The following is a 26,781-nucleotide window of genomic DNA, read 5'->3' on the forward strand; positions in this document are numbered from 1 at the left end:
ACTAGGGTGGCCCGATGAGGTCATCCGATGAATGGCTGCGGTCGGTGCTGCACCCGAGGCGGGGCGGCATCGCCGTGGCCGTTCGGCCGGTCCCCGGCCTCGACGAGGCCTGGACCGGTCTGCGGCAGGCGATCTGGGCACAGGACCGGGCGATCCGCGACGTCTCGAAGGAACGGTCCCGGGTCTGGGAGCTGGTCACCTCGTTCGACGCCGGCGACCGGGCGCTCGGTGACCGGCTGCTCGATCCGAGGGTACGGATCGGCACGGTCGCCGAGGACGAGGCGCTGGTCCGCGCGGTCCGCACCCGCTTCCAGTACCTGGCCGAGGACGCCGACGACCGGCTCGCGGACTTCCTGGTGGCGGCGCACGGGCTGCCCGAGGCCTGCCGCCGGGTGTTCGGCGGGTTCGACACCGAGATGCACTACTCACGGGTGGGTGTCCTCGGGCGGCTGCGGGAGCTGCTGGCGGTCACCGACGACGCCACCTATGCCCGGTCCCGTGACCTGGTGCTGGAGCTGCGTGACCGGCTGGCGGCGCGGTTCACCGGCGGGTTGCGGGCCGACGTCTTCTGGGCCGTCACCTACCTGTTCCCGCTCGGTCCCCTCGCCGGCTCGGTGGAACGGGCGGCGCACGCGGAGGCGATGCTGCACTGCGGCAGGTTCGGCAACTCGGCGGCGCACCCGTCCGGGCTGGCGGCGGGCGATCTGGACACCCTGGAACGCTTTCTGGCGGCCGAGGACCGGGTGCGGCACGAGTTCTTCGCCCGGTCCAGCGGGCGGTTCTACCTCACCGGGGTGCTCGACGTGGCGGGCGCGGCGGCCGGGCCGGTGCTGGCCCGGATGAAGCCGGCCTATCCGTTCGAGGACGACCCGCGGGTCAACGGGATCTGGTGCTCGCTGCTGGCCTGCGCCGACGACGACGCGGCCCGGGCGGCCCTGGCGCGGGAACGGGCCGCCGGGCACGTCTGGGCGACCGGCTTCTTCACCGAGCCGGAGTACGAGCCGCTGGGCGTACCGCAAGGGTTGCCTGATCCCTATCAGCCGCCGGAGGCGGCCCGGCCGCAATGGCTCGACGTGGCCGTCCCGGTGACGCCGGAGCTGCGGTTCCGGGACGAGGAGCGGGCGGAGGCGGAGCAGGCCGGCATCCGCGAGGACGCCGAGACGTGGGACGGGACGCCGATCGGCCGCTGTGACACCGCCGCCGTGACCGCCTGGCTGGACCACCGCGAACGCTGGGCGATCCCGGCCGATCTGGCGTCGCTGGTGCTGGCGCCACGGTGGACCCACGACCGGTTGATGGCGCTCGGTTTCACGCTCCACAAGTACCGGCTGCGCACGTTGATGCCGTCGCTGCTGCTCCGGCACGGCGTGGATCATGTCGCGCCGCTGCTGGCCGCGTTCGGTGACCGGAACTGTGTTGATACGGCGTTGGAGGTGGCGCAGCCGGCCGGGCACGTGGCGCTCGCCGCGCCGATGGTGCGCGCGTTCGCGGCCCGCAAGCACCGCCGTCTCGCACGGTCCTGGCTGCTGCGGCATCCGCGGCACGCGGCGGCCGGGACAGTGGCGCTGTGGGCGAACGATCCGGGCGACGCCACGACCACCCGGGTGCTGCGCTACCTCGACACACAGGGTCACCGCGCGCTTCTCACCGAGCAGGCCGGGGACCGCGCCACGGACCTGATCGCGCTGCTGGAACGGGATCCGCTGGACGCGCCCCGGGCCAAACCGCCCAAGATCTCGGGCTATCTCACCGCCGATCCGTTGCCGCCGCTGACCACCCCCACCGGAGCGGTCGCCGACGATCACGAGCAACACCGTTTGCTGGTACGCCTGGCGAGTTGCGACACCGACGAGGTCCATCCGGCCGTCCTGTCCGCACGGGAGCACTGGACCGCTGATTCCCGCGCCGTGTTCGCCGGCGCCCTCTTCGACCGCTGGGTGGCCGCCGGCGCCCCGGCCGCCGACAACTGGTGCATGCAGGCCGTCGGGCTGATCGGCGACGACGCGGGCGCCCGCAAGCTGGCCGCGCACGCCCGCCAGTGGGCCGGCGCCAACGCCGCCGCCCGGGCCCAGGCCGCCCTGGACGCGCTGCGCCACCGCGGCACCGACGTGGCCCTGATCGAGCTGAGCCTGCTCGCCGAGAAGTCCCGGTTCCCGGTCTTCAAGAGCCGGGCCCGCGAGCACATCGAGGCGATCGCCGACCTGCGCGGCCTCACCTCGGACGAGCTGGCCGATCGTCTCGTCCCGTCGCTGGGCCTGACCGAGGACGGCGGCGACACCGTCGTCACCGACACCGGAACGTTCCGGATCACCTTCGACCACCAGCTCGCGCCGGTGGTCCGGGACATGACCGGCCGGCTCGGCAAGGAGGGCAAGGCGCGGATCGCGGCGCTGCGCAAGGAGGCCCGCTCGTCGGCGTCACTGCACGTCGCACGGCTGGAACGGGCCATGCGCACGGAACGGCGGATCCCGTCCGGGATCTTCCTGGAGCGGTTCGCGGGGCATCCGTGGATGACCCATCTCGCGCAGCGCCTGGTCTGGGGCGTGTACGCCGGGGACACCCTGACCGCGACGGCCAGGATCGCCGAGGACGGCACACCGGCCACCGTGGACGACGAGACGCTGGAGCTGCCGGCCGGTTCTGCGGTAGGTGTGCTGCACCCGCTGAACTTCCCCGACGGCATGCTCGGCGACTGGGCCGGCGTGTTCGCCGACTACGAGCTGCTGCAGCCGTTCGCCCAGCTCGACCGGCCGGTGCACCGGATCGGGCCGGGAGAGGAGCACGAGATCGAGCGGTACGCCGGGCGGAAGACGACGTACGCCGTCCTGCGCGGTCTGGAACGGCACGGCTGGACCCGCTGGCACGACTCGCCGGTGCAGATGGCGAAGCCGCTCGGCGGTGGCGCCTGGGCGGTGCTGGAGACGGATCCCGGCTGGCACGCCACCGACACCGTGGACACCGCGCCGCCGCAGACGACCGGCGCGGTGACGCTGTTCCGTGGCAACGGCGTCACCTTCGGTGAGCTGCCGCCTGTCGTCTTCAGCGAACTCCTCCACGACCTGCGAATTCTGGACTGACGGGGCCCCGCCCGGTTGAGGCGTGTCGATAGCATCCCGGCTGGCTGTCAGGGTTGTCTCAGCGCCGCTGAGACAGCACCCACGACCAGCCGGACGAGATCGGGAAGGTGAACCGTGGCACGTGTCCAGCAAGGTTTACGGAGAGCCGCCACCGCGATCGCCGAGGGCGCCGATCCGCGGGCCGTGGCGATGGACGAGGCGCGCCGTCTGAGTGAGGACGTGCTGGGCGTCGACCCGGTCGACTTCCCGGCCGCCCGCGACATCGGCGGCAGCGTCGACACGGTGATGGAGCAGCGGACCGTGCCGCTGGACGACGCGGGCGAGGCGCTCAACCACAGCGAGCTGCGCCGGGACGGCGGCGAGCAGGTGCACGTCATCTGCCCGATGGTGATCCCGCGCGGCCGGTCCCTGGTGACCATGCTGCCGGTGTCGCTGCTGCTGGTGATCGGCGCGATCGGCGCCTCGGCGGTCGCGGTGGCCGGCGGTGACGTGCTGACCAACCCGTTCTTCGGCGTGCACTACTGGGTGCTCTCGCTGCTCGCGGTCGGCTTCGTCTGGTGGCGGCAGGGCATGGTGATGGTGCCGGACGGCTGCGCCGCGCTGATCACCCGGTTCGGCAAGCTGGAGCAGGTCGTCGGCCCCGGCCGGGTCATCCTGCTGAACCCGTGGAAGCGGGTGTCGTACATCGTCAACACCACCCGGGAGTACCCGTTCAACGCCCCGGTCCGGGAGGCGCCCACCAAGGGCGGCGTGAAGGCGTCGATCGACCTGTTCATCCAGTTCCGGATCAGTGACCCGGTGGAGTTCGTCTACACCCTCGGCGCGGTGCGCGGTTTCGAGGAGAAACTCGGCAACGCGGTGAGCGAGACGATCCGTAGCCTGATCTACGAGCAGGCGGCCGCCGACATCTACAACATGGTCGGTGAGGAGACCGGCCGGCTGCTGGACCAGCTCAACCAGCAGTTCCGCCCGGCGGTCGAGCTGACCAACGCCAACATCACCCACGCCGAGCCGTCCGACCGCAAGTACCGGATGGACCTGGCCGCGCCGGAGATGGTGCGGGTCGCCAAGGAGGCGTACACCCACGAGTACGCGCTCCAGCTGCGCAAGGAGCAGGACGAGGGTGACCTGAGCAAGGAGCTCGCCTCGCTGCGGGAGACGCTGTCGGCGATCCAGGCCGACATCGCCCAGTACCAGGCGCAGATGGACACCGCCGTGGAGCGGGAGACGAACCGGGCGCAGGCCCTGGCCCGCCAGCGGTACGTGCTGGCCGAGTCCGAGGCGAAGGCCAACGCCGCCCTGCTGGAGGCGCAGGCCCTGGACATCCGCGCGGTCACCGTCGCCGAGGCCCCGGAGATCCTGGAGTACCGCTACCAGCGGGAGGTGCTCGACCGGCTGGAGGAGGTCGCCGACCACCTGCCGCGGCTGGTCCGCATCGGCGGCTCCGGCGACCCGAACGGCGCGGCCGGCGTCGACCTGCTGCAACTGGCCCGGGAGCTGGTCGGGGAGCGGGGCAACGAGCTGTTCAGCGAGGCCGACATGACGGCCATGCGGACCCGGCTGGCCGAGGTGGCGAAACGCATCGCCGACCGCGAGGTGGAGATCAACGCGCTGCGGGCGAACGACCAGCCGGCCATCCCGGCCGCCGCGGCAGACGGCGACGACGAGGCGGGGGAGTGACGATGGCCAAGGCACGAAGCTCGGTGATCACGGAGGCCGTGGCGCCGTGGGGTGACATCGCCCGGCTGCTGCGCGGCGGCGGCGAGGCCGGCACCCTGATCCCGGTCGTCATCCCCAAGCACCGGCGGCGGCTGTTCTGGATCCTGCCGCTCTGGTTCGGGCTGCTCGCGGTCCTGTCCGGCGTGATGTTCACGGTGCGCGGTGACGAGACGCTCGCCGTCCTGTCGTACCTCGCAGGGGTGTTGTTCCTGCTCGTCGGGGTGCTGTGGTGGTGGCGCTCGTCCATCGTGGAGATCGAGCAGGGCACCAACGGCGTCCTGACCCGGTACGGCGCGGTCGTCAGCACCCTGGACCCGGGCCGGCACTACCTGTGGCACCCGTGGTCGCGGGTCTCGTTCGTGGTCGACGTGGCCACCGAGATCCCGTACTCGGCCCCGGTCATGGCCTGCCCGACCCGGGAGAACGTGCCGCTGCGCTCGATCGAGTTCTTCATGAAGCTGCGGATCACCGACGCCGTGCTGTTCGTGCGGACCATCGGCGCCGGCAACTTCGACCTGGTGCTGTCCAGCGCCGTGCAGGACGCGATCCGGCAGCGGGCCCGGATGGTGCAGACCGAGCGGGCGTACGACCTGCGCGGCTCCGATGTGGCCGACATGCAGGAGCTGCTCAACCGCCAGCTCTCCCGGTACGGCGTCCGGATCACCGGCTGCAACATCCCGGACGTCCAGCTCCCCGCCCAGTACCAGCAGCATCTCGCCACCCGGGAGCGGGTGTCCAAGGAGAGCGCCGCCTACGAGCAGGAGTGGGGACTCACCCGCAAACGCCGCATCGACAGCCTGCAGATGGACATCGAGCGGGCCAAGAAGGTGCGCGACGCCCGGATCGTCGAGGTCAAGGCGGCGCTCAACAACGCCCGCGAGCAGGTCGCGCAGCTGCTCGAGGAGCAGGAGACCAACGCCCAGCGAGTCCGGTTCGAGATCGAGACGCGCGGGCGCAGCGGGCTGATCTCGGCGGAGAACGAGGCGAAGGCGCAGCGCCGGCTGGCCCAGGCGTACCGGGACAACCGCGCGGTGCTGCAGTACGAGCTGGCGCTGCGGCGGCTGGAGGTCGGCGCCGAGCTGGCCGGCCGGGCGCCGCAGCCGGTGGTGGTGCGCACCGACGGCGACGGTGGCGGCGACTCCGCGCTGGCCACCCTGCTCGCCGCGCAACTGCTGCCGCGCATCGCGCTGGGCGGCGCGGACCGGCCGCAGAGGAGTGACGGCGCCACCGAGTGAGGTGCCGAGCAGGGGAGGGGTGTCGCCGGATGGGGGCACCCCTTTTGCAACCTCAATGCGATCAGCGGGATTCTGCAGGAGACGACGCGGCCGCCGAATGAGAGGTCACCCCCGAAAAGCAACCTGATCGAGGAAGGCCACCCCGACCTGATGAGCAGCCTCCGTGTTCGTGCCGCGACCGTCGCTTCCACCGTTCTGATGAGCCTCGGCGTCCTCGCCGCCCCGGCCCAGGCCGAGGTGCAGACTGCGTCCATGACGGACCGGATGGCCGCGGTCACGGCCGCCAAGTCGATCAACTACTACCCGTCGGACGCCGGCTGGTCGGCGATGTGGACCGGGTTCGACGCCGAGCGGGTCGACGCGGACCTGGCCAAGGCCGCGGAACTGGGCGCCGACAACGTCCGGGTGATCGTCTTCCCGCAGGCGTTCGGCTGGCCGGCGCCGAAGCCGGAGTTCACCGAGAAGCTGCGCAAGTTCGTCAGCATCGCCGACGCGCACGGCCTCACCGTCAAGGTGACCCTGTTCGACTGGTGGTCCGGCTACAACGAGGTCACCAACAGCATCAACTGGGCGAAGTCGGTGCTCGAGCCGTACGTCGACGACCCCCGGGTGATCGCCGTCGAGCTGAAGAACGAGTTCCAGCCCGGCGACACCGCCGCCGTGACCTGGGTCAAGCAGCTGATCCCGGCGATCCGCGCGTTCGCCCCGAACCTGCCGCTGACCCTGTCGGTGGACGGCGGCACCGGCGCGGCCGGCATGGCGAGGATCAAGTCGTCGCTGTCCGGGACCCCGCTCGACTACTACGACTTCCACTTCTACGGCTCCTCGGAGCGGGCGCTCGCCGAGATCCGCAAGGCGCAGGCGGCGGTCGCCCCGTCCCCGATCGTGATCGGCGAGACCGGTGTCAGCAGCGCCGTCGTCAGCGAGGGCGAGCAGGGCGCGTACCTGGCCCGGGTGTTCCGTGCCGCGATGGTCGCCGGCGTGGGCTCCGTGTCGCCGTGGACGCTCAACGACTTCGCGGACGGCGCGATCCCGGCCAACTCGTCGGTGTCGGCGATGCCCGCGCAGTACAAGTTCGGCCTGTTCCGCGCCGATGGCACCGCCAAGCTCGCCGCCGCCGTGGTCACCTCCGCCTGGACCACCGGCACCCTGCCGAACAGCATCCTGAACCTGAGCTTCGAGGCGGCCGAGGAGGACTCGCCGTGGCGCGAGGCAAACACCGCGGCCGGCGTCCCGGTGGTCACCACCGACATGCCCCGCCTGGGCAGCCGGTCGGTCCGGTTCTCCGGCACCACCCGCACCACAGCCGGCCTGCCGTCGATGGTCACCTCGCCGATCACCCCGGTCCAGGCCGGTTACCGCTGGCGGGCCGAGGCGTTCGCCCGCGGCATCAACGCCACCGGCACCACCGAGATCGCGCTGAGCTGGTTCGACATCAACGGCAAGTGGATCAGCCAGAACACCTCGAACCGCCTGCCCGCGGGTAACAGCACCTGGACCAAGCTGGTCGTCGAGGCGGCCGCCCCGGCCGGCGCCACCAGCGTCCAGCTGCACCTGAAGTCCGGCGACAACAGCGGCACGGTCTGGTTCGACGACGTCGCGATCTCCTGAACGAGCACAGCGCAGGCGGGCCCCGGCCCGCCCGCGCTGTTTCCGGTCAGCGGCAGGTCCAGAGCAGCGGCTCGTTGCCCACGCCGTCGGCGTCGGAGTCGCTGGTGTAGCCACCGACCACCCGGCCGTCCGCGCTGAAGCTGCTGACGTGGTAATCCCGGAGCTTGCCGTAACGGGGGAGCGTCACGGTCCGGGAACCGGCGAGGATCGTCGGCTGCTCGGCGGTCCCGGCGATCCAGCCGTTGTCGGCCATGAGCATGTCGTAGCCCAGGTACTTCTTCAGCTCCTCGTACCTGCCGCCGGCGATGTGGTAGCGGAGCGCGGCGAAGTCCCGCGTCTGTTCGGTGTCGAAGACGGCCCGGCCGAGGATCCAGCCGTCGGCGATCGACATCGGCCAGAAGTAGTCCGCCTTCTTGCCCTTGACGGTCGGCAGCGGCATCGCCTTGCCGGCGCCGTCCGGTGACCAGAGGTAGCCGCTCTCGGTCTGGCTGCTGTCCTTGGCGACCGTGCCGGCGATCGTGCCGTCCTCGGCGATGAGCCGGGCCCTCCCGACCGTGATGCCCTTGGGCAGAGGCAGGCGCTCCACCGGCGCGGTGACCGACTTCCAGCGGGCCGGAGCCTCGGACAACGTCGGGCCGATGGCCCCGGCGACCACTCCGGCGTCGTTGATCGCGTGCGCGGCGGTGTGCTCCCCGTCCAGCGTGCGGACCTTCCCGTTGCGGTACGCGTACGCCTGCTGCCGTTCGTCCCCCACGTAGGCCGACCCGACCGCGATCCCGGACCGGTTGATGTCGTCGAAGCTCGCGTCCCCGCCGATCACGTCCGGCCGGGCGAGGATCTTCCCGTCCTTCCAGATGATCGTGCTCACCGACGAGTCGTAGAGCCGCCCGGCCAGATACCGGCCCTCCGGATCACCCGACGTGACCAGCGCCTTCTTCACCCCGTCGGTGGGCAGCCGGACCACCTTGCAGTCCTTCGGAACGTCCGGAGCGGCCGCTGCCACGCTCGGGGCCACCGAGGCGGTCGTGGTCGGCGCCGGCAGCGGCTTCTCGTCACGCAGGGCGGCGACCGCGAAGGTCCCCCCGCCGGCGGCGACCGAGGTCACCGCGAGCAGCGCCGCCCCCGACGACCAGCGGCGCAGCACCCGTCGCCGGCGACCCTCCGCCATTGCCCGCGACACGTCGTACCCGGCCGGCGTCTCCGGTTCCTGCCGCAACGGGCGCAGCAGCCGGTCGGCCTGGTCGTCGGTCATCTCGTCCTCACCTCTCATCGTCGCCCCGATGAGACAGCGGCTCCGGGAAGCGGAACGCCGAGCAGGGCGCGCAGCCGGGTGAGGCCGTGCGCGGTCTGGCTCTTGACCGTGCCCTCGGTGCACCGGAGCAGGTCGGCGACCTCCCGGACCGAGCGGTCGCAGAGGTAGCGCAGCACCAGCACCGCCTGCTGCCGTGGCGGCAGCTTCGCCAGCGCGGCGCGGATCACCGGCCCGTCCTCCGGGTTGCCGTCGACGGGCGGCGGTTCCGGATGGCCGGTCAGCAGCCGGACCTTCCACCACCCGCGCCGCCGGTCGTCGAGGAACACCCGGACCAGCATGGTGTGCACGTAACCGTCCACGTTGTCCATGCCCGCGATCCGTGGCCAGCGGGCGTACAGCTTCGTCAGCGTCTCCTGCACGAAGTCGTCGGCCTGGTGCGGATCGCCGCAGAGCAGATAGGCGGTACGCCGTAGTTCGGCGGCACGTCCGTGCACATAGGCCAGGTAGTCACTGTCGGATCCGTCCGGCATGGCCCCCGCTTCCCTGTTCGTTGTCTCATCCTTCCAACGGGGTCTCGCGGGGATCGGTTGCAGACGATTTCTACGTGGTCTGGCTCACCACGTCATTGACGACCTTCTGCGCGTTCCTCCGGGCGTTCGGTGACGCGAACCCGGCCACCCCGACCTGCCAGTTCTCGGTGCCGGCGCCGGTCGTCGCACTGAAGAAATGGGTGACCGCCAGCTCGTACCCGCCGGACTTGCCCTTGGCCTCCTCGATGACGAAGGTGGCGTCGCCGCCGTCCCGGCGCGGCTTGTCGGTGGGGCGGAAGAACTGGGCGTTCAGCGCGTCCATCTGCGCGGTCCCGCAGGCGGACGGGCAGGGCCGCAGCACCACGAGGGCGGCCTGGCTCCGGTCGGTTCCGTCGTCGGCGGCGCAGACGTACACCCGGGTGTCCGGGCGCTTCTCGCTCTGCCGGTTGCAGGCCCAGCCGGACGGCACCCGGAACGCGAACGGCCAGCCCGCGAACCCCATGGTGCGGGTACGGTCACCGGCCGCGAACGTGGGACCGGCGATGCGCCGGGACGGGGCGTCCGCCCGGAGCCGCGGCTTTCCGGCCGACTCCGCCGGCGGGGTCTGCCCCGGCGTCTGCCCGGGGGCGCCCTGGCCGGGGATCTGTGCGTCCGGCGCGTCGGTCGGCAGGCCGGGGCCGTCGGTGGACAGCGGGGGCAGCGCCGGGATGTCCGACACGGTCGGCGACGGCGCCGCGGTCTGCCCGGCGGCCGGCCGGAACGACGCGATCCGCCCCACGCCCAGAGCCGTCGACACGATGCTGAACAGGCCCAGCACCACGGTCACCACCATCAGGGCGACGAACGCGGCGGTGCCCGGGTACTTCTGCGGCGGCGCGCCGAGAGCGCCCCCGGCGAAGACCACGAGCGGCGCCTTGTACTCCACGTCCACGTTCTGCCCGGGGTGCGCGGTGACGACCAGATCGGCCTTGCCCATCCGGCGCGGGAGCAGATAGGGCGTGTGCGCGTGCAGATGGTGCTGTCCGGGCGTGACCGGCACCACCGCCGGTTCCCGCCAGCGCATCCGGATCGGCTGGCCGTCGACCGTCACCACCGGCTTCACCAGAGCCAGCAGGAAAGCGAGCGGAAAATACCGGGCGGTGATCGTGATCGCCGCGGAATCGCCCTGCCGGGCGTATCCATGACCGTACGGATCCGGCGCGTACCCCGGATGTTGATAGAGGAACTCGGTCCGTGACCGGGCATATTCCGGCGGCGAATACGGCGGCCACTGCTCGCTGTACATGGGATTTGCCTCTCGGTGAAGGTGTCGTCCGGCATGGACACGCTCACCTTGGGGAACCCCGCCACCGGGACCCGGGTTCAATCAGTACGCGGCCGCGAGCGCCGACCGTTCCATCCACGCGATCAGATCGTCCGCCCGGACCGGCCGGCTGATGTGGTACCCCTGCGCGTACGTGCAGCCCATCTCGCCGAGCACGGTCAGCGCCGCCTCGTCCTCCACACCCTCGGCGACCACCTCCAGGTCCAGGGCGCGGGCCAGTTCCAGGACCGCCCGGACGATCGCCGTGCCACCCTGCGACTCGGTGATCGTCCGGACGAAGCTGCGGTCGATCTTCAACTCGTGCAGCGGCATGCTCTGCAGGTACGACATCGACGAGTACCCGGTGCCGAAGTCGTCCACCGACAGCCGTACGCCCATCTCCCGCAACCGGGTCAGGATCGCCGACGCCCGCACCGGGTCGTTGATGATCGACGTCTCGGTGATCTCCAGGGTCAGGACGCCGGCCGGCACGTCACTGGCGGCGAGGGCGGCCGCGACCCGGTCCGGGAACGCCGGGTCGAGCAGGCAGACCGTGGGCACGTTCACCGCGACCGGCAGGATCGTGCCCGCGTCGCGCCAGCGCCGGTGCTGTTCCAGCGCCATCGTCAGCACCCGGTCGGTGAGCGGCACGATGATCTCGCTCTCCTCCGCCTGCGGGATGAAGTCGCCCGGCTGGAGCAGCCCGCGGACCGGGTGCTCCCAGCGGATCAGCGCCTCGGTCCCGGCGACCCGCCCGGTGCCGGTCGCCACCTTGGGCTGGTAGAACAGCACCAGCTCGTCCTCGTCGATGGCCCGGCGCAACTCGCCGATCAGGCCGAGCTGCTGGGAGCTGTGCCGGTCCGCCTGCGGGTCGTAGACGGCGACGCCGAGCCGGTTGCGCTTGGCCTCGTACATCGCGATGTCGGCGTGCTGGAGCAGCTCGGCGCCGCTGGCGCTGTGCAGCGGGTAAACAGCCGCGCCGATGCTGCCGCTGATGTCGACGGTGACGCCGTCCAGCTCGACCGGCACCTCCAGGCCGTCCAGCAGGCGGCGGGCGATCTCCGAGCAGTGCGCCGCGGAGTGGACGGCCGGCATCAGCACGGCGAACTCGTCGCCGCCCAGCCGGGCCACCGTGTCGCTGTTGCGGACCGCGCGGGTGAGCCGCGCCGCGACCTCCTTGAGCAGCAGGTCGCCGGCGTGGTGCCCGAGGGTGTCGTTGACCTCCTTGAACTTGTTGAGGTCGAGCAGCAGCAGACCGACCGACTCCTGGTCCTGCTGGGCGGCCCACAGGGCGTTCTCGATCTCGTCGGCGAGCAGCGCCCGGTTGGCCAGCCCGGTCAGCTCGTCGTGCAGCGCCTTGTACCGGCTCTCCACCGCCTGGCCCTCGATCCGGCGCTGGTGGGTGAGCAGGATCCCCGCGCAGAGCACCAGCAGCAGGAAGTCGGCGCCGCAGATCACGCCGGCGGCCAGGCTGAGCTTGCGGTTGAACTCGGCGGCCTCGGCCAGGTACGCCTCCATCGCCAGCCGGTGCCGGGTGACGTTGGCGTTGGCGGTCTTGCGCAGCAGCGACGATCCGAGGGTGGCCTGGTCGGCGAGGTCCTGGGCGCGTTCGTGATCCTTGTGGGAACGCCGCAGCTCGAACAGGGTGTGGGTGTACGCGGTGTAGGCGCCGGTGGCGAGGTCGGCGTTGCGCACGTCGTCCGGGTCGCCGTTCTGCCGCTGCCATTCCAGGTCCGGCTCGGCCGAGTTCATCGCGCTGTCGAGCAGGTCCCGCCCGAACCTCTTGGCCACCATGAAGTCGTTGAGCGCCTCGGCCTCGACACTGATGTGCAGGTCGAACTGGGACCAGTAGTTGCTGATCTCGCTGGCGTGCCGGATGTGGCTGCTGCTGCGGGCGTTCGTGGTGATGCTGACCGCGGCCAGGGCGGCCAGGGCGAAGACGCCGAGCGCCAGTCCGATCACCGCGGTACGTGCCACCGCCTTGCTGCGGACGACCTTCGCGAACACCCGGGCTCCTTCCCTGTACGTCCCGGCGTTCCTGATCGGCCGAACTTCCGCCGGGTTGACGAAGATCCCGGCACCATAGAAGGATCATGAAATATCGGATCTTTCTGCTTTCGCTTGTCCTGCTGCTGCCGGTGTCGTGCACCGACCGCCAGGACGACGGCGCCGGCCCGCTGAAGGTCGGTTTCGTGGTGGCCAACAAGCAGCTCAACTTCTCCAAGGAGATGTCGCTCGGGTTCATCGCCGGCGTCGACGCGGTGGACGGGGTGGCCGCGCAGGTCGACGGGCCGAACATCGTCGACGGGCCGCGGCAGCTGGCCCTCTTCGAGGACATGGTGAAGACCGCCGGCGACGGCGTCTCGGTGTTCACGCTCTCCCCGGACCTGTTCACCGGCCCGGTCGCCGCGGCGGTCGATGCGGGCGTGCCGGTCATCGCGGTGGACAGCCCGCTGCTGCCGTCGGCCCGGGTCGGCCTGTTCATCGGCAACGACAGCTACGAGCTGGGCCGGATGCTGGCCCGGAAGATCGTCGAGAAGCTGCCGGCGAAGGCCTCCGGCAAGATCGTTCTGGGCACCTCCTCGCCCGGCGTCCCGGTGATGGACCAGCGGGCCCGGGGCATCCGGGACGAGATCCGGGAGAAACTGCCCGCGGTGGCGGTGTTCGGCCCGTTCGACACCAAGCAGGAGGTCGAGGCGAACCTGGACGCCTGGGGCACCCTGGTCAAGGCGAACTCGTCGGCGCTGGCGTTCATCGGCACCGGCGACGCCGACGGCTGGAACCTCGCCCGGATCCGCCGGGAGCGCGACGGGCAGTGGCTCGCCGGCGCCTTCGACATCGACGAGCAGTCCCTGGCCGCGGTCCGGGCCGGCGACCTGGTGCTGGTGTCGCCGGAGAGCTACGTCAAGGGCGCGGTCGCCGGCCGGTTGCAGGCCGAGCACGCCCTTGACGGCAAGGTGCTCCCGCAGGGCTGGCTGTACGTCCCCGGTCTGGCCGTCGACGCCGGCAACGTCGAGGAGATCGTGGCCCGGCAGGCGACCGTCGCGACCCGCGCGGCCGCTTTCGCCGACGAGGTGGACCGGATCCTGACGGACCCGGCCTATCTGCGCCCGCTCGCCGACGTACGGTGACTCGGCATTCCGCAGCCTCCGCGTTAACAATGACGGAGAGGAATGTCCGACGTACCCGCAGTGATCGGGGGAACATGATTCGCCGTTGGCATGTCGCCGTCCTGGCCGCGCTCGCCGTCTTCGCGCTGGCCTGCGACGGCAAGGGCAACGCACAGCCCTCGCCCTCCAAGACCTCCGCCAAGCCGGCGACCGGCTATCCGGCCTCGATGGTCGCGCTCGGCGACTCGATCACCGCCGGGCTGGGCAGCTGCCTCGCCTATGTGAAGTGCGCCCGCAACTCCTGGTCGACCGGGAACAACTCCGCGATCGAGAGCCATTACCAGCGGATCCTGGAGAAGAACGGGAAGATCAAGGGCCGGGCGGAGAACCTCGCCGACCCCGGCGCCGAGGCCGACGCGCTGGTCACCCAGGCGCGGCGGGCCGCCGACCACAAGCCGGACTACGTGACGATCCTGATCGGCGCCAACGACGCCTGCTCCCGCGGCCTCGACGGCATGACGCCGGTCGCCACGTTCCGCGAGGAGATCGACGAAGGGCTGGCGCGGCTGAAGAAGGGCCTGCCGAAGGCGCGGGTGCTGGTGGTCAGCATCCCCGACCTGTACCGGCTCTGGCAGGTGGGCCGGAAGTCCCCGAAGGCCGTCGAGATGTGGGGCCGGACCGGCATCTGCTCGTCCATGCTGGCCGCTCCGACCTCCACGGCGGCCGCCGACCAGCAGCGGCGGGAGAAGGTGCGGGACCGGATCGACGCGTACAACAGCCAGTTGCAGAAGGCGTGCAAGGCGTACGGGTCGCGGTGCCGATGGGACGGCGGGGCTGCGCACCGGGTCGATTTCGACCTGGGCATGGTGAGCCAGTTCGACTATTTCCACCCGAACGCCGAGGGTCAGAAGGAACTGGCCGAAGTGGTCTGGCCCGGCCGCTTCACGTGGTGACCATCGTCACAATGACCGAATTTGGCATCCCGTTAGACAGCTTCGGGTGATTCCGGCGACATGGTGCGGGAGATATACAGGCGACAGAAGCGGCACCTTCCCCCAGTGAAAGGAGCCCGATGGCGACCTGGATCCTCGTGCCGTGTCTGGGCCAGTTGCGCAACGAGCTGAACAGCATCGCGCCCAACCGGGACAAGTCGAGTGACGGCACCATCGGGGACACGGCGCACCAGGGCCGGGTCTCCGACCACAACGACGACGAGGTCGGCAGAGTGCCGATCCGGGACGCGGACTCGAAACACGAGGTCCACGCGATCGATCTCGACGTCGACCTGCGCGAACCGAATCTGACCATGGAGATGGTCGTGCAGCACGTCGTGTCTCGTTGCCGCAGCGGCGCCGAGAAACGGCTGCGCTACGTGATCTACAACCGGCGGATCTGGGAGGCGTCCCACGGGTGGCGGCAGCGCCCCTACAGCGGCGCGAACGCGCACACCCAGCACGCCCACTTCTCCGCGTCGTACGAGACGAGGCTCGAGGCCTCGACCGCTTCCTGGCATCTGGAGGACATTCCCGTGGCACTCACCGACGCCGACAAGAAGTGGCTGGCGGCCCAGATCGACCGGGCGGCGACCAGCGCGGCCGAGCGGGTGTGGAAGACGAAGTGGAACATCAACTTCGCGCCCGGCACCAAGCCGTACATCGCCGAGGCCGGCTCGATCCTGGCCCACGTGCCGGGGGAGCACACCCGCTGCGAGGAGCTGATCAACGAGGTCAAGTCCGATGTGGAGAAGCTGCTCGGGCAGGGGCAGGGCTGAGTGGGAGGGGGCCGGTCCACGGCTCCCTCTCTCCTAGGCCGGGGTGACGCGGTCGCGGATGCCGTCGAGCACCGCCTCGGCCGCCCACGCGGCCGCGTCGGCGATGTCCCGTCCGTCCATGCCGAACTCCCGGCGGAACGTCACCCACGTCCCGACCGAGTCGAGGTGCGCCAGCGCCGTGATGACCGCGCCGCGCTGCGCCGCGTCGAGCGACGGCACCTCGGCGTCCAGCAGCTGCTCGAGATGCGCCCGGCCGGGCGACGGCGCCGCGCCGCGCACGCCGCGCATCGCCGTCTCGGCCACGACGTGCGCGAGTTCGGGCCGGGCGTCGTACCGCTGCATGGCGTCGCGGATCGCCAGGGGGATGTCGAAGATCGAGTGCGACTCCTCGCGGGCGAACAGCGTCGCCTCGATCCAGGCCGCGGTCGCCAGCAGCAGGTCGACACGCGTCGGATAGTTGCGGAACACCGTGCGCTCGGCGATGCCGGCCCGGCGGGCGATGACCCGGTACGACACGTCGTCGCTGCCCAGCTCCTCGATCAGTTCCGCGTACGCGGCCAGGATCGCCCCTTGCGTGCCGCTCAGCGCCGGGCCGGTCACCGCGGCGCCCACGTCGCCTCGGGCAGCCTCGCGAGCACGGTGGACACCGCGTGGTCGAACGCGTCGCCGATCTCGCCGGCGTTCAGGTCGAAGCCGGTACGCAGCCGGGCCCAGAACATCGCCGACGAGAAGTAGCGCAGGGAGGCCGCGACCCGCCGCCGGTCCCGCCGGTTGAGCGTCGGCGCCGCCACGTCGAGCATCGCCTCGATCGCCCGCGTGATGTAGGCCGGCTCCACGTCGATCGTCGGCGAGATCGCGGACGCCCGCGCGCCGACGTACGCATATGCGGGGGAGGCGTCGAAGGCACGGAAGCGCTCGTGCACGGCGGCGCAGAAGTCGGACACCGTCACGAACGGCGGCAGCGGGAAGAAGGCCTGCTCGATCCAGTTCGAGAGCGCCGCGAGCAGGTGGGCGCGGGTGGGGTACTGCCGGTAGATCGTGCGCTCCGAGATGCCGACCTCGTCGGCGAGGGCACGATAGGAGATGTCGTCGAACGCGCGCTCGCGCAGCAGCACCGCGGCGCTCGCGAGAATCGCGGTCGCGGTGTCGACCGGCTCCTCCATCACGTCCCCCTCCTTCGGGCGGCCGCCCAGCGCGAGGGACCGGTGACTTCCGGCGGGAGCACGTAGCGATCGGAGTCGTCGAGTGTGAGCGCCAGTGACGAGACGTACTGCACCTCGCCGTGCGGTCCTCGCTCGGCCGACGCCAGCATATCCGGCCGTTCGAAGGTGTACCCGGTGACGTGGCAGCGGAGCCGTTCGCCCGAAGGGTTGCCGTGCTCGTCGAACCGGGGGGAGTCGATGCCGTCGGAGCGGCGGCGCAGGTAGTAGCGGCCCCGCGTGGCGAGGGCCGTGACCGGCGTGGCCACGAACGCGACGCCGATCGCGATGAGCACCGAGAACGGCTCGGCGGCGGCGCCGAACACCCCGGCGAACGCGAGCAGCGACAGCGCCGAGGCGAGCCCCACCGACACCAGCCCGACCGGGTTCCAGTCGTGCAGCATGCCGCGGCGGAACTCGGGGAACCGCGGCGAGACGCGCAGCACCCACTTGTTGATCGCGATGTCGGTGGCGATCGTCACGATCCACGCCATGACGATGTTCGCGTAGAGGCTCAGCACGAACGAGATGAGGGTGAAGACGTCCAGCATCATGAGCACGTAGGCGATCACGAGGTTGAACAGCACGAAGATGGTGCGGCCCGGATAGTGCTTCGCCAGCCGGGTGAAGACGTTGGACCACGCGAGCGAGCCCGAGTACGCGTTCGTCACGTTGATCTTCACCTGGGCGACCACGATGAGCACCAGGGCGAGAACGATCGCGAGCCAGTCGGGGACGAGGGTCCGGTACATCTCGACGAACTGCTTGACCGGCTCGGCCGCCTGGTGCCCGAGGCCGGGCTCCACCCGTACCAGGAGGTAGACGGCGAGGAACACCCCGATCACCTGCTTGGTGCCGCTGAAGACGACCCAGCCCGGGCCGGCGAACGCGAACGACGTCCACCACGAGCGGGTGTTCGACGGCGTGCGCGGCGGCATGGCGCGGATGTAGTCGATCTGCTCCGCCAGCTGCGGGGTGAGGGCGAAGCACACGGCGGCGCTCGACACCACGGCGCCGAAACCGGCCTCGCCGCCGGCGTCGCCGGTGAACGAGGTGAAGGCGCGCACCACCTCGGGGTCGGACACGAGGATCCACAGCAGCGGCAGCAGGGCGAGGGCCAGCCACAGGGGTGTGGTCCAGAACTGCAGGCGCTCCAGCGCCCGCATGCCGTAGATGACGATCGGGATCACGACGACGGTCGAGACGAGATAGCCGAGCCACAGCGGCATCCCCGTCGCCACCTGGAGTCCCTGCGCCATGATGGCGCCCTCCAGGGCGAAGAAGATGCAGGTGAAGCCGGCGAAGATCATCGTCGTGATGATCGAGCCGTAGTAGCCGAACCCCGAGCCGCGGGCGATCAGGTCGAGGTCGAGGTTGTAGCGGGCGGCGTAGTAGGCGACGGGCACGCCGACGATGACGATGACGACCGACGCGAACACGATGCCGAGCACGGCGCTGGCGGTGCCGTGGTCGATGCCGATGCTCGCGCCGATCGAGAAGTCGGCGAGGAACGCGATGGAGCCGAGGGCGGTCACACCGACGGAGGCCGCGCTCCAGCGCCGGAAGGTGCGTGGCACATAGCGGAAGGCGTAATCCTCCAGGCTGTCCTCCGCGGCCGCCCGCGCGTTGTCCGTCGACACAGGGCAAATTTCGCTGTCCGGTGTTACGACGGCGTTGCGGGTGTGAGTCATGCCTGCTCAGATCGCCATGGCGGCTCGCACGGTGGAGGTCGCCGTCATGCCACCGACTCCGGTCTGTGTGACGAAACCCGAGGCGAGCACGACGTAGCGTTCGGCGGCCTCGAGGGCGAAACCGATGTGCTGCTCGACCAGCAGCACGTGCATGCCCTCCGCGGCCAGTTGCATGATGGTCTGCTCGATCTCGGCGACGATCGTGGGCTGGATGCCCTCGGTCGGCTCGTCGAGGATGAGCAGCTTCGGCTGGGTGATCAGGGCCCGGGCGATCGCGAGCTGCTGGCGCTGCCCGCCGGAGAGCAGGCCCGCCTTCCGGGTGGCGAACTGCTCCAGGGCGGGGAAGCGAGCCAGCTGCGCGTCGATGAGGGCCTTGCCGCCCCGGCGCCCGCCGGCGACGAGCTGCAGATTCTCCAGCGTCGTGAGCTGGCCGAACGATTGCTGACCCTGCGGCACATAGGCCATCCCGCGAGCGACGCGCCGGTTGGGGGCGAGCGACGTGACGTCCTCGCCGTCGAACAGCACGCGGCCCCGCGACGGCTTGATCAGGCCGATCGCGAGACGCAGCAGGGTCGTCTTGCCGGCGCCGTTGTGACCGAGCACGGCCACCACCTTGCCGGCCGGCACCGTCACACCGTGCAGGACCCGCGTCCGCCCGTAACCGGCCTCGATGTCGGTGAGTTCCAGCATGTCAAGCCTCCGTCATGGCGTCTGCGGTGCCGAGGTAGACCTCCTGCACCCTGGGGTCGGCCTGGACCTCGGCCACCGTGCCCTGCGAGAGCACCCTGCCCTGGTGCAGCACCGTCACGCGGGTGGCGTACCGGCGCATGAAGTCCATGTCGTGCTCGACCACGAGCACGATCCGCTTCGCCGCGATGCGCTGCAGAAGCTCGCCGGTCGCGGTGCGCTCGTCCTGGCTCATGCCGGCGACGGGCTCGTCGAGCAGGAGCACCTTCGCGTCCTGCACGAGCAGCATCGCGATCTCCAGCCACTGCTTCTGGCCGTGCGACAGGATGCCGGCCGGCGTGCTGAGTTCGCCGGTGAGGCCGGTCTCCTCCAGCGCCTGCTCGATCGACGCCTCGGTGCCACGCCGGCTCCGCAGCAGCGCGAACGAGGAGCGGTGGCGCCCGGCGGCGATGTCGAGGTTCTGCAGCACGGTGAGCTCGTCGAAGACGCTCGCGGTCTGGAACGTGCGGCCCACCCCGAGGCGGACGATCTTGTGCACCTGCTTGCCGAGCAGCTCCTCCTCGCCGAGCCGCGCCGAGCCGGTGCCCCTGGCCAGCCCGGTGATGGCGTCGATGCAGGTCGTCTTGCCGGCGCCGTTCGGCCCGATCAGGAACCGGACCTCGCCGGGGTGCGCGTCGAAGGAGACGCCGCCGACCGCGACGAAGCCGGAGAACTCGACGCGGAGGTCCGTGACGACAAGGGAAGCCTCGGTCATGACCGCACCTCTTCCAGCTCGGCGGCGGCGATCGCCGCGGTGGGCGGTGCGTCCGGCGTGCGGCGCGGCCGCCTCGTGAACTTGGCGGGCAGCGACGACAGCCCGTTCGGCAGGAAGAGGATGACGACGATGAACAGCAGACCGAGGATGTAGGTCCAGCCCTCGGGCCAGGTCGAGCCGAGGCTCGACTGCCCCCACCCGACCGCCATCGCGCCGAGCGCGGGGCCGAAGAGCGAGGCACGGCCGCCGAAGGCGACCCCCGCGATCATCAGGATCGAGGCGGCGGCGCCGATCTCGGCCGGCGTGATGATGCCGACGATGGGTACGAACATCGCCCCGCCGATGCTCGCCATCAGCGCGGACACGACGAAGGCGGCGAGCTTGACGTTGGCCGGGTCGTAGCCGAGGAAACGCACCCGCTCCTCGGCGTCCCTGGTGGCGACGAGGAGCTCACCGAAGCGGCTGCGGTAGAGCTGCCAGACCGCGAGCAGGCATACGACGAGGAGCCCGGCCGCGATGAGGTACACCATGAGCTTGTTGGCCGGGTCGTTCAGCACGTACCCGAAGAAGTACTTGAAGTCGCTGAGCCCCGTGTCGCCACCGGTCTCGCGGATCGTGGAGCTGATCAGGACGGCCAGCGCGACGGCGAGCGCCTGGGTCAGGATCGCGAAGTACGCGCCCTTCACGCGGCGCTTGAACAGCGCGTAGCCGAGCAGCCCGGCCAGGACCACCGGGAGCAGCACGATCGCCAGCAGGGTGAACCCCGCGCTGCGGAACGGCTCCCAGAACATCGGGAGCGGCGCGAGCGGGTCGTAGAGCACCATGAACCCCGGCACGCGATCGCCGGCGGTCTCCAGGGTGAGGTGCATGGCCATCGAGTAGGCGCCGAGGGCGAAGAACACCCCCTGCCCCATCACGAGCATCCCGCCCCGGCCCCACGCCAGGCCGATGCCGACGGCGGCGATGGCCCAGCAGCAGTACTTGCCGAGGTTGTTGAGCCAGTGATCGGTGAGCACGAGGGGAGCGACCGCGAGGAGCAGGACGGCGAACACCCCGATGCCGCTGAGGGAGATCCAAGGCTTCTTTGTCATGCCAGACTCCTGGTTCGCACCGTGAACAGGCCCTGCGGGCGCAGCTGCAGGAAGACGATCACGAGGATGAAGGCGAGCACCTGCGCCAGGCTGCCGGTCGTCCAGTAGGCGAAGTACGAGAGGGCGACGCCCACCGCCCACGCGGCGATGATGGTGCCCTTGAGCTGGCCGATGCCACCGGCGGCGACGACGAGGAAGGCCGGGATGATGTACTGCGCGCCCATCTGGGAGTTCGTGCCGCCGATGAGCGACGCGGCCACGCCCGCGACCCCGGCCAGGCCCGACCCGGTGAAGAAGGTGAGCCGGTCGATGGTGCGGGTGGAGATGCCGGAGGTCTCGGCGAGGTCCCGGTTGTGCACCGTCGCCCGGATGCGGCGGCCGAACGAGGTGTACTTGAGCCAGGCCGCCAGCGCGGCGACGCAGGCGGCCGCGAGCAGGATGGTGAACAGCTGCCGGAGCGGCCAGTCGTAACCGAGGATGTTGAGCTGCCCGTCGAGCCAGCCGGGCTTCTCCACCGGGACACCCTGGGACGGGAAGATCTGCAGGGCCGCCTGCTGCAGGATCAGGCTGACACCGACCGTGACGAGCAGGGTGTCGAGAGGCCTGCGGTACATCCACTGGATGATGGTTACCTCGAGCAGGAGGCCGAACAGGCCGGCGACGACGAAGGCGACCGGCAGCGCGACCGGGATCGACAGGTCGCTGGCGGTGATGACCTGCTGGACGAGGTAGGCGGCGAAGGCGCCGAGCATCAGGAACTCGCCATGGGCCATGTTGATCACGCCCATCTGCCCGAAGGTGAGCGAGAGGCCCAGCGCGGCGAGCAGGAGCAGCGCACCCTGGGCGCTGCCGTTCAGCAGCGGTGCGATCAGTGCGTCCATGTGCACTCGCTCTCTCTAGCGTCTCTGTGGGAGGGGGAGGGGCCGCGTGTCGCCGGTGACACGCGACCCCGCGAGTGATCAGCCCGCCGCGTCGACCAGTTGCTTGCGGATGTCCGCCGGGAACCAGTCGTAGCCCTCGAGGTACGGGTCGGGCTCGATGAACTTGTCGGAGGCCCAGACGATGTCGAACTGGTTGCTGGCGTTGATCTTGCCGATGTGGCCCGGCTTGGAGATGTGGTGGTTGTCGCCGTCGAGCGTGACCTTGCCCTCCGGCGCGTCGAACGTGATGGGCTTGCTCTTCGCCGCGGCGTTCACCTTGGCGACGTCGAACGAGCCGGCCGCCTCAACCAGGGCCTTGTAGAGGTACATCGAGATGTAGGCGGCCTCCATCGGGTCGGAGGTGACGCCGCTGCTGTTCGGGTACTTCTTCCAGTTCTCGATGAACTTCGGGTTGGTGGGGGTCTTGAGCGACTGGAAGTAGTTCCAGGACGCGTACTGCCCGGTGACCTCGTGGCCCATCGCCGGCGCCTCCTCCTCGGCGATCGACACCGAGATGATCGGCGTGGTCTCGGCTTTGAGGCCGGCGTCGTAGTACGCCTTGACGAACCCGACGTTCGAAGAGCCGTTGATCGTGTTGAAGATGAAGTCGGGCTTGGCTGCCACGATCTTCGCCACCTGGCTGGTCCAGTCGTCCTTGTCGAGCGGCACGTACTCCTCGCCGACGATCTCGATGCCGAGCTTGGCCGCGTACAGCTTGATGATCGCGTTCGCGGTACGCGGGAAGACGTAGTCGCTGCCGGCGAGGAACAGCCTCTTCACGCCCTTGGAGGCGAGGAAGTCCATCGCCGGGATGATCTGCTGGTTGGTGGTCGCGCCGGTGTAGTAGATGTTCGGCGACGACTCGAGGCCCTCGTACTGCACCGGGTAGAAGAAGAGGCCGTTGTTCTTCTCGACGACCGGCTTGACGGCCTTGCGGGACGACGAGGTCCAGCCGCCGAAGATGGCGGCGACGCAGTCCTGGGTGAGCAGCTTCTCGGTCTTCTCCGCGAAGGTGGGCCAGTCGGTGGCGCCGTCCTCCTGGATGTACTCGATCTTCTTCCCGAGGATGCCGCCGGCGGCGTTGATCTCGTCGGCGGCCATGTGCAGCACGTTGGAGACGGTCTTCTCGGAGATCGCCATGCCGCCGGTCAGGGAGTTGAGGAAGCCGAGCTTGACGGTGCTGCCGGAGGTGTCGACGCAGCCGGCAGCGGGGGAGGCGGCGCTGGCGGCCACCTCGTCGCCGGCCTTGGCGCCACAACCGGCGAGCACGAGGGCCATGGAAGTCCCGATGGCGCCGGTAGTCATCAGCGTGCGCAGCCGCTTGCTGGTGGTGGACATATGTGAGAACTCCGTTCCTGGTCGATATCCAGGCGAGTCGCCGGTCAGGTGCCACCGGCTGCTGCATGTGAGAGCAGCGTGGCTGCGCGTCATTACTCTGACATTTCTTGACTGTTCCAACTCTGTAGCCGTCACCCCGGCTCCCGAGGGAAACGCCTGGACGGAGATGTCAAAGTTCTGCCATCCCCAGTGCGGGCGCGATGTAGATGGCACAGTTCTGACATCCACGGAGCGAGTCGCTCGGCCTCAGGTGGCGCCCGTCTCAATTTTGCAGCGCGGCAAAGCTCTCACCTGAGCGAACAATCCCTATCGGAACGGTCGGGTTCAAAAGCTCGCAAACGTCGATACACAGTCGTCCCCTACGTTCCGGCACGCGCCACTCCGGGCGTATCGGATCATGGAGAACTGACGATGAGAGCGGTCCTCGCCGCGGCGGCCGGCATCACGCTGGCCGCCGGCTTCCTTGCCACCCCGGCACACGCCGGCCCCGTCGTGGAGAAGAGACGGATCGTCGAGTCGCTGGACCGAGGGCTGGTCGCGGTGCCCGGCGAGAAGGGCGGCACCTTCCTGAGCTGGCGCCTGCTCGGCACCGAGTACGGCGCCAACGTCTCCTTCAACGTCTACAAGGGCGCGAAGAAGCTCAACAGGAAGCCGATCGACGAGTCGGCGAACTTCACCGACACCACGCCCGGCACCGGGGTCTACACGGTCCGCGCCGTCCACAAGAACAGGGAGCAGGCGGCCAGCGGGCCGGCGTTCACGCCCGGCGACATCACGCTGCGGCCGGCCGAGAACTACTACGTGCACCACGCCTGGCCGGGCGATCTGGACGGCGACGGCCGCTACGAGATCATCGTGTCCCGGCTGTCGTACGCCCTGGACAAGCCGAACTACCTGGAGGCGTACACCCTCGCCGGCAAGAACCTGTGGCGGGTGGACCTGGGCGTCAACTCGTACGCCCGCCTCGGCGGCAACGCCGCCAACGACCCGCCGCTCGCCGCGATCAGCGGCTACGGCGAGGTGGCCGGCTACCGCAACGACGACAACGTCACCGTCTACGACCTGGACAGCGACGGCAAGGCCGAGGTCTTCGTGAAGACCGCCAACGGGACGACCTTCGCCGACGGCGCCGTGATCAGGACGAGCAACCCGCTGGACCAGTTCGTCTCGGTCGTCGACGGCCTCTCCGGCGTCGAGCGTGAGCGGGTCCCGGTGGCTTCCGATCTCGCCGCCGACGGGCCGTCCGGTGGCCAGTACGGCATCGGCTACCTGGACGGCGTGCACCCGAGCCTGATCACCAAGCAGGTGGTCCGGGCCGGCGCCAAGCGTGGCGACTTCCGGGTCCTCTTCGCGGCCTGGGACTTCGACGGCCGTGAACTGACCCCGCGGTGGAAGTTCATCCGTGGAACGGACCAGGGCACCAGCTTCCACCAGCTGCGGATCGTCGACGTCGACCAGGACGGCAAGGACGACATCGCGGACGGCAACTACGTCGTCGACAGCGACGGCACGTTCCGGTACGTCGTCGCCGGCTCGACCCACGGCGACCGGTTCCACATCGGTGACCTCGACCCGTCGCGACCCGGCCTGGAGGGTTACGCCATCCAGCAGACCGAGGGCGGCGTCTTCACCAGCTTTCCCTGGTACTACTACGACGCGGCGACCGGCGAGCGCCTGATCACCGGCGTGCACCCGGACATCCCGCAGGACGCCACCCTCTGGGACGTGCCGCGCGGCACCACCGCCGACATCGACCCGAGCCACGACGGCTACGAGTTCTGGGCCGCCACCGCCAACGCCGGCCTGCCCGGCGCGGGTGTCTGGAGCGTCGACGGCGCCAGGGTCAGCACGACCACGCCGAGCGTCAACTTCCGCATCTGGTGGGACGGCGACCGGGGTTCCGAGCTGCTCGACAACACCTACGTCGAGAAGTGGAACCCCAAGAAGCGGACCACCTCGAAGATCTTCGAGCCGTCCGGCGTCGTCTCGTCGTGGCGCAACGCGGTCCCGTTCTACGGCGACATCCTCGGTGACTGGCGTGAGGAGTACTTCGCCGAGACCGCCGACCACACCACGCTGAAGCTGTTCACCACGAACATCGAGACGAACATCAAGCTCTACACCCTGGCGCACAACCCGGCGTACCGTCTGGGCTGGACGGTCCGGGGCTACCTCCAGTCGACGCTGCCCGACTTCTTCTTCGGGTACGGCAGCCGGCCGCCCGCCGAGCCGCTGATCCAGACCACGGCTCGTTCCTCCAACGCGTGGCAGGTCATCGCGTACGACAACTTCGTGAAGAATTCCGGCAAGTGGCAGTCGGAGTTGCAGAGCGGTGGCACGGTCGAGGCCGCCGGCGGAGTCCTCGACATCGATGTGCCGAACGGCGCGACGGTCTGGCTCAAGCAGGAGATCGAGGGGCCGTACGAGATCGAGTTCACCGCCACCCCGGTCTCCCGGGGCGGGCCGAACGACAAGGTCACCGACCTGAACACGTTCTGGAACGCGCGGGACGTGCGCTCACCCGGCGACATCTTCGCCACCACGCGTAACGGCGGGTTCGCCCAGTACGACTACCTGAAGACCTACTACGTCGGCCAGGGCGCGAATCTGAACACCACCACCCGGTTCCGCAAGTACGTCGGTGAGGCGGGCAACCGTCCGCTGATCTACGACTACACCTCGCCGCTGATCGAGGCGAACGTGCCGATCAAGGTGAAGATCGTCGCCGACGGGCAGAGGATCCAGTACTACAGCGACGGCGCGCTGGTCTTCGACCACGCCGACGCCAGCCCGTACACCAGCGGCTGGTTCGCCTTCCGCACGGTCGCGAGCCACTTCGCCATCGAGGACTTCACCGTCTGGCGTCCCCCGGCGGCGTGATCCACGGGGGAGACCCCCGTCAGCTCTCTCGTCGTGCCGGGAAACGCTCGACGAAGCGGCGCTGCCAGGGGGTCTCCACCGCGTGCCGGTGATACTGCCGCCGGGCCCAGGCCACCGCCTCGCCCGGCGCGACGCCGTCCAGCACGGCCAGGCAGGCCAGCGCGGTCCCGGTCCGTCCCACCCCGCCGGTGCAGGCGATCTCCACCCGCTCACCGTCCGCGCGTCCCCAGGCCTCTTTCAAGACCTCTGCGGCGTACGAGGGATCGGCCGGAACCCAGAAGTCCCGCCACCGCACCCACCGGCTCTCCCACCCGAACTCCGGCGGCTCGGCCCCCTGCAGGTACACCCCGAACCGCGGCGGGTGCCCGGTCGGCATCTCCCGCCGCAGCCCCCGCCCCCGGACCAGCCGCCCCGACGGCAGCCGCACCACCCCGTCCGCACCCTCATCCCACCCCGTCACGCCCCCGATCGTGCCAGGCCCCCACCCCGGCTGGTTCTCATGGCTGTCTCCCGTGCCCGGAGACAGCCATGAGCGCCAGCCGAGATATTACGGCCCCCCGGCGCGCCCCCCGGAGAACCAGCCCGGGGGGCAGACGGCACTGAAAAACCGCGG

At 70.1% G+C, this 26,781-nt stretch carries 21 protein-coding genes; 8 read left to right on the top strand and 13 right to left on the bottom strand.

Going from position 1 to position 26,781, the window contains the following annotated elements:
• Nucleotides 1-14 precede the first annotated feature (14 nt).
• The 4 genes from ACZ3II_RS42275 to ACZ3II_RS42290 all read left to right on the top strand — a co-directional run bounded on the left by ACZ3II_RS42275 (nt 15) and on the right by ACZ3II_RS42290 (nt 7,642).
• Nucleotides 15-3,077: a DUF4132 domain-containing protein gene (locus ACZ3II_RS42275; RefSeq protein ID WP_465526301.1), complete on the top strand. Its 3,063-nt coding sequence runs from the start codon at nt 15-17 to the stop codon at nt 3,075-3,077.
• Nucleotides 3,078-3,191: 114 nt separating this feature from the next.
• The gene (locus ACZ3II_RS42280) at nt 3,192-4,757 is read left to right on the top strand and encodes an SPFH domain-containing protein (RefSeq protein WP_465526303.1); all 1,566 of its coding nucleotides are present in this window, start codon (nt 3,192-3,194) and stop codon (nt 4,755-4,757) included.
• 2 nt (nt 4,758-4,759) lie between these two features.
• On the top strand, nt 4,760-6,031 hold the full coding sequence (locus tag ACZ3II_RS42285) for an SPFH domain-containing protein (protein WP_465526305.1): 1,272 nt from the start codon (nt 4,760-4,762) through the stop codon (nt 6,029-6,031).
• A gap of 150 nt (nt 6,032-6,181) precedes the next feature.
• The gene (locus tag ACZ3II_RS42290; RefSeq protein ID WP_465526307.1) at nt 6,182-7,642 is read left to right on the top strand and encodes a glycoside hydrolase 5 family protein; all 1,461 of its coding nucleotides are present in this window, start codon (nt 6,182-6,184) and stop codon (nt 7,640-7,642) included.
• Nucleotides 7,643-7,688: 46 nt separating this feature from the next.
• Here ACZ3II_RS42290 and ACZ3II_RS42295 read toward each other — a convergent pair whose 3' ends face one another.
• The 4 genes from ACZ3II_RS42295 to ACZ3II_RS42310 form a co-directional block, all read right to left on the bottom strand.
• A complete protein-coding gene (locus ACZ3II_RS42295; RefSeq protein ID WP_465526309.1) occupies nt 7,689-8,894 on the bottom strand; it encodes a hypothetical protein in 1,206 nt (401 codons plus the stop codon).
• Between the two features lie 14 nt (nt 8,895-8,908).
• Nucleotides 8,909-9,424 carry a SigE family RNA polymerase sigma factor gene (locus ACZ3II_RS42300; protein WP_465526311.1) on the bottom strand — a complete coding sequence of 172 codons (516 nt, stop codon included), beginning with the start codon at nt 9,422-9,424 and terminating at the stop codon, nt 8,909-8,911.
• Nucleotides 9,425-9,494: 70 nt separating this feature from the next.
• A complete protein-coding gene (locus tag ACZ3II_RS42305) occupies nt 9,495-10,709 on the bottom strand; it encodes a hypothetical protein (RefSeq protein ID WP_465526313.1) in 1,215 nt (404 codons plus the stop codon).
• 81 nt (nt 10,710-10,790) lie between these two features.
• Nucleotides 10,791-12,734 (bottom strand): putative bifunctional diguanylate cyclase/phosphodiesterase, encoded by a 1,944-nt coding sequence (locus ACZ3II_RS42310; RefSeq protein ID WP_465526315.1) that lies wholly within the window; start codon nt 12,732-12,734, stop codon nt 10,791-10,793.
• 86 nt (nt 12,735-12,820) lie between these two features.
• On the opposite strand from ACZ3II_RS42310, the gene ACZ3II_RS42315 reads away from it, so the two are divergent.
• The 3 genes from ACZ3II_RS42315 to ACZ3II_RS42325 all read left to right on the top strand — a co-directional run bounded on the left by ACZ3II_RS42315 (nt 12,821) and on the right by ACZ3II_RS42325 (nt 15,608).
• Nucleotides 12,821-13,858 (top strand): sugar ABC transporter substrate-binding protein, encoded by a 1,038-nt coding sequence (locus ACZ3II_RS42315; protein WP_465526318.1) that lies wholly within the window; start codon nt 12,821-12,823, stop codon nt 13,856-13,858.
• Nucleotides 13,859-13,932: 74 nt separating this feature from the next.
• The gene (locus tag ACZ3II_RS42320) at nt 13,933-14,790 is read left to right on the top strand and encodes an SGNH/GDSL hydrolase family protein (RefSeq protein WP_465526320.1); all 858 of its coding nucleotides are present in this window, start codon (nt 13,933-13,935) and stop codon (nt 14,788-14,790) included.
• A gap of 119 nt (nt 14,791-14,909) precedes the next feature.
• Nucleotides 14,910-15,608 (top strand): hypothetical protein, encoded by a 699-nt coding sequence (locus ACZ3II_RS42325; RefSeq protein WP_465526322.1) that lies wholly within the window; start codon nt 14,910-14,912, stop codon nt 15,606-15,608.
• Nucleotides 15,609-15,641: 33 nt separating this feature from the next.
• Here ACZ3II_RS42325 and ACZ3II_RS42330 read toward each other — a convergent pair whose 3' ends face one another.
• The 8 genes from ACZ3II_RS42330 to urtA form a co-directional block, all read right to left on the bottom strand.
• Complete coding sequence (locus ACZ3II_RS42330) at nt 15,642-16,220, bottom strand: TetR/AcrR family transcriptional regulator (protein WP_465526324.1); 579 nt, start codon at nt 16,218-16,220, stop codon at nt 15,642-15,644.
• Entirely contained in the window at nt 16,205-16,771 is a 567-nt protein-coding gene (locus ACZ3II_RS42335) for a TetR/AcrR family transcriptional regulator (protein ID WP_465526342.1), read from the bottom strand. The genes ACZ3II_RS42330 and ACZ3II_RS42335 overlap by 16 nt, the downstream gene beginning before the upstream one ends.
• Nucleotides 16,771-18,447 (bottom strand): purine-cytosine permease family protein, encoded by a 1,677-nt coding sequence (locus ACZ3II_RS42340; protein WP_465526326.1) that lies wholly within the window; start codon nt 18,445-18,447, stop codon nt 16,771-16,773. The genes ACZ3II_RS42335 and ACZ3II_RS42340 overlap by 1 nt, the downstream gene beginning before the upstream one ends.
• A 57-nt stretch (nt 18,448-18,504) precedes the next feature.
• Nucleotides 18,505-19,188, bottom strand: coding sequence for an ATP-binding cassette domain-containing protein (locus ACZ3II_RS42345; RefSeq protein ID WP_465526328.1), 684 nt, complete (start codon nt 19,186-19,188; stop codon nt 18,505-18,507).
• Between the two features lies 1 nt (nt 19,189).
• On the bottom strand, nt 19,190-19,939 hold the full coding sequence (gene urtD / locus ACZ3II_RS42350) for an urea ABC transporter ATP-binding protein UrtD (RefSeq protein WP_465526330.1): 750 nt from the start codon (nt 19,937-19,939) through the stop codon (nt 19,190-19,192).
• Nucleotides 19,936-21,030, bottom strand: a complete 1,095-nt coding sequence (urtC, locus tag ACZ3II_RS42355; RefSeq protein ID WP_465526332.1) for an urea ABC transporter permease subunit UrtC — start codon at nt 21,028-21,030, stop codon at nt 19,936-19,938. The genes urtD and urtC overlap by 4 nt, the downstream gene beginning before the upstream one ends.
• Complete coding sequence (gene urtB / locus ACZ3II_RS42360) at nt 21,027-21,911, bottom strand: urea ABC transporter permease subunit UrtB (protein WP_465526334.1); 885 nt, start codon at nt 21,909-21,911, stop codon at nt 21,027-21,029. The genes urtC and urtB overlap by 4 nt, the downstream gene beginning before the upstream one ends.
• 78 nt (nt 21,912-21,989) lie before the next feature.
• The gene (gene urtA / locus ACZ3II_RS42365; protein ID WP_465526336.1) at nt 21,990-23,288 is read right to left on the bottom strand and encodes an urea ABC transporter substrate-binding protein; all 1,299 of its coding nucleotides are present in this window, start codon (nt 23,286-23,288) and stop codon (nt 21,990-21,992) included.
• 411 nt (nt 23,289-23,699) lie between these two features.
• Here urtA and ACZ3II_RS42370 point away from each other — a divergent pair, with 411 nt between their 5' ends.
• Nucleotides 23,700-26,168: a rhamnogalacturonan lyase family protein gene (locus ACZ3II_RS42370; RefSeq protein WP_465526338.1), complete on the top strand. Its 2,469-nt coding sequence runs from the start codon at nt 23,700-23,702 to the stop codon at nt 26,166-26,168.
• A gap of 19 nt (nt 26,169-26,187) precedes the next feature.
• Here the strand turns inward: ACZ3II_RS42370 and ACZ3II_RS42375 are convergent, their stop codons facing one another.
• Complete coding sequence (locus tag ACZ3II_RS42375) at nt 26,188-26,628, bottom strand: protein-tyrosine phosphatase family protein (RefSeq protein WP_465526340.1); 441 nt, start codon at nt 26,626-26,628, stop codon at nt 26,188-26,190.
• Between the last annotated feature and the right edge of the window lie 153 nt (nt 26,629-26,781).

The sequence above is a fragment of the Actinoplanes sp. NPDC019969 genome (assembly GCF_055562375.1).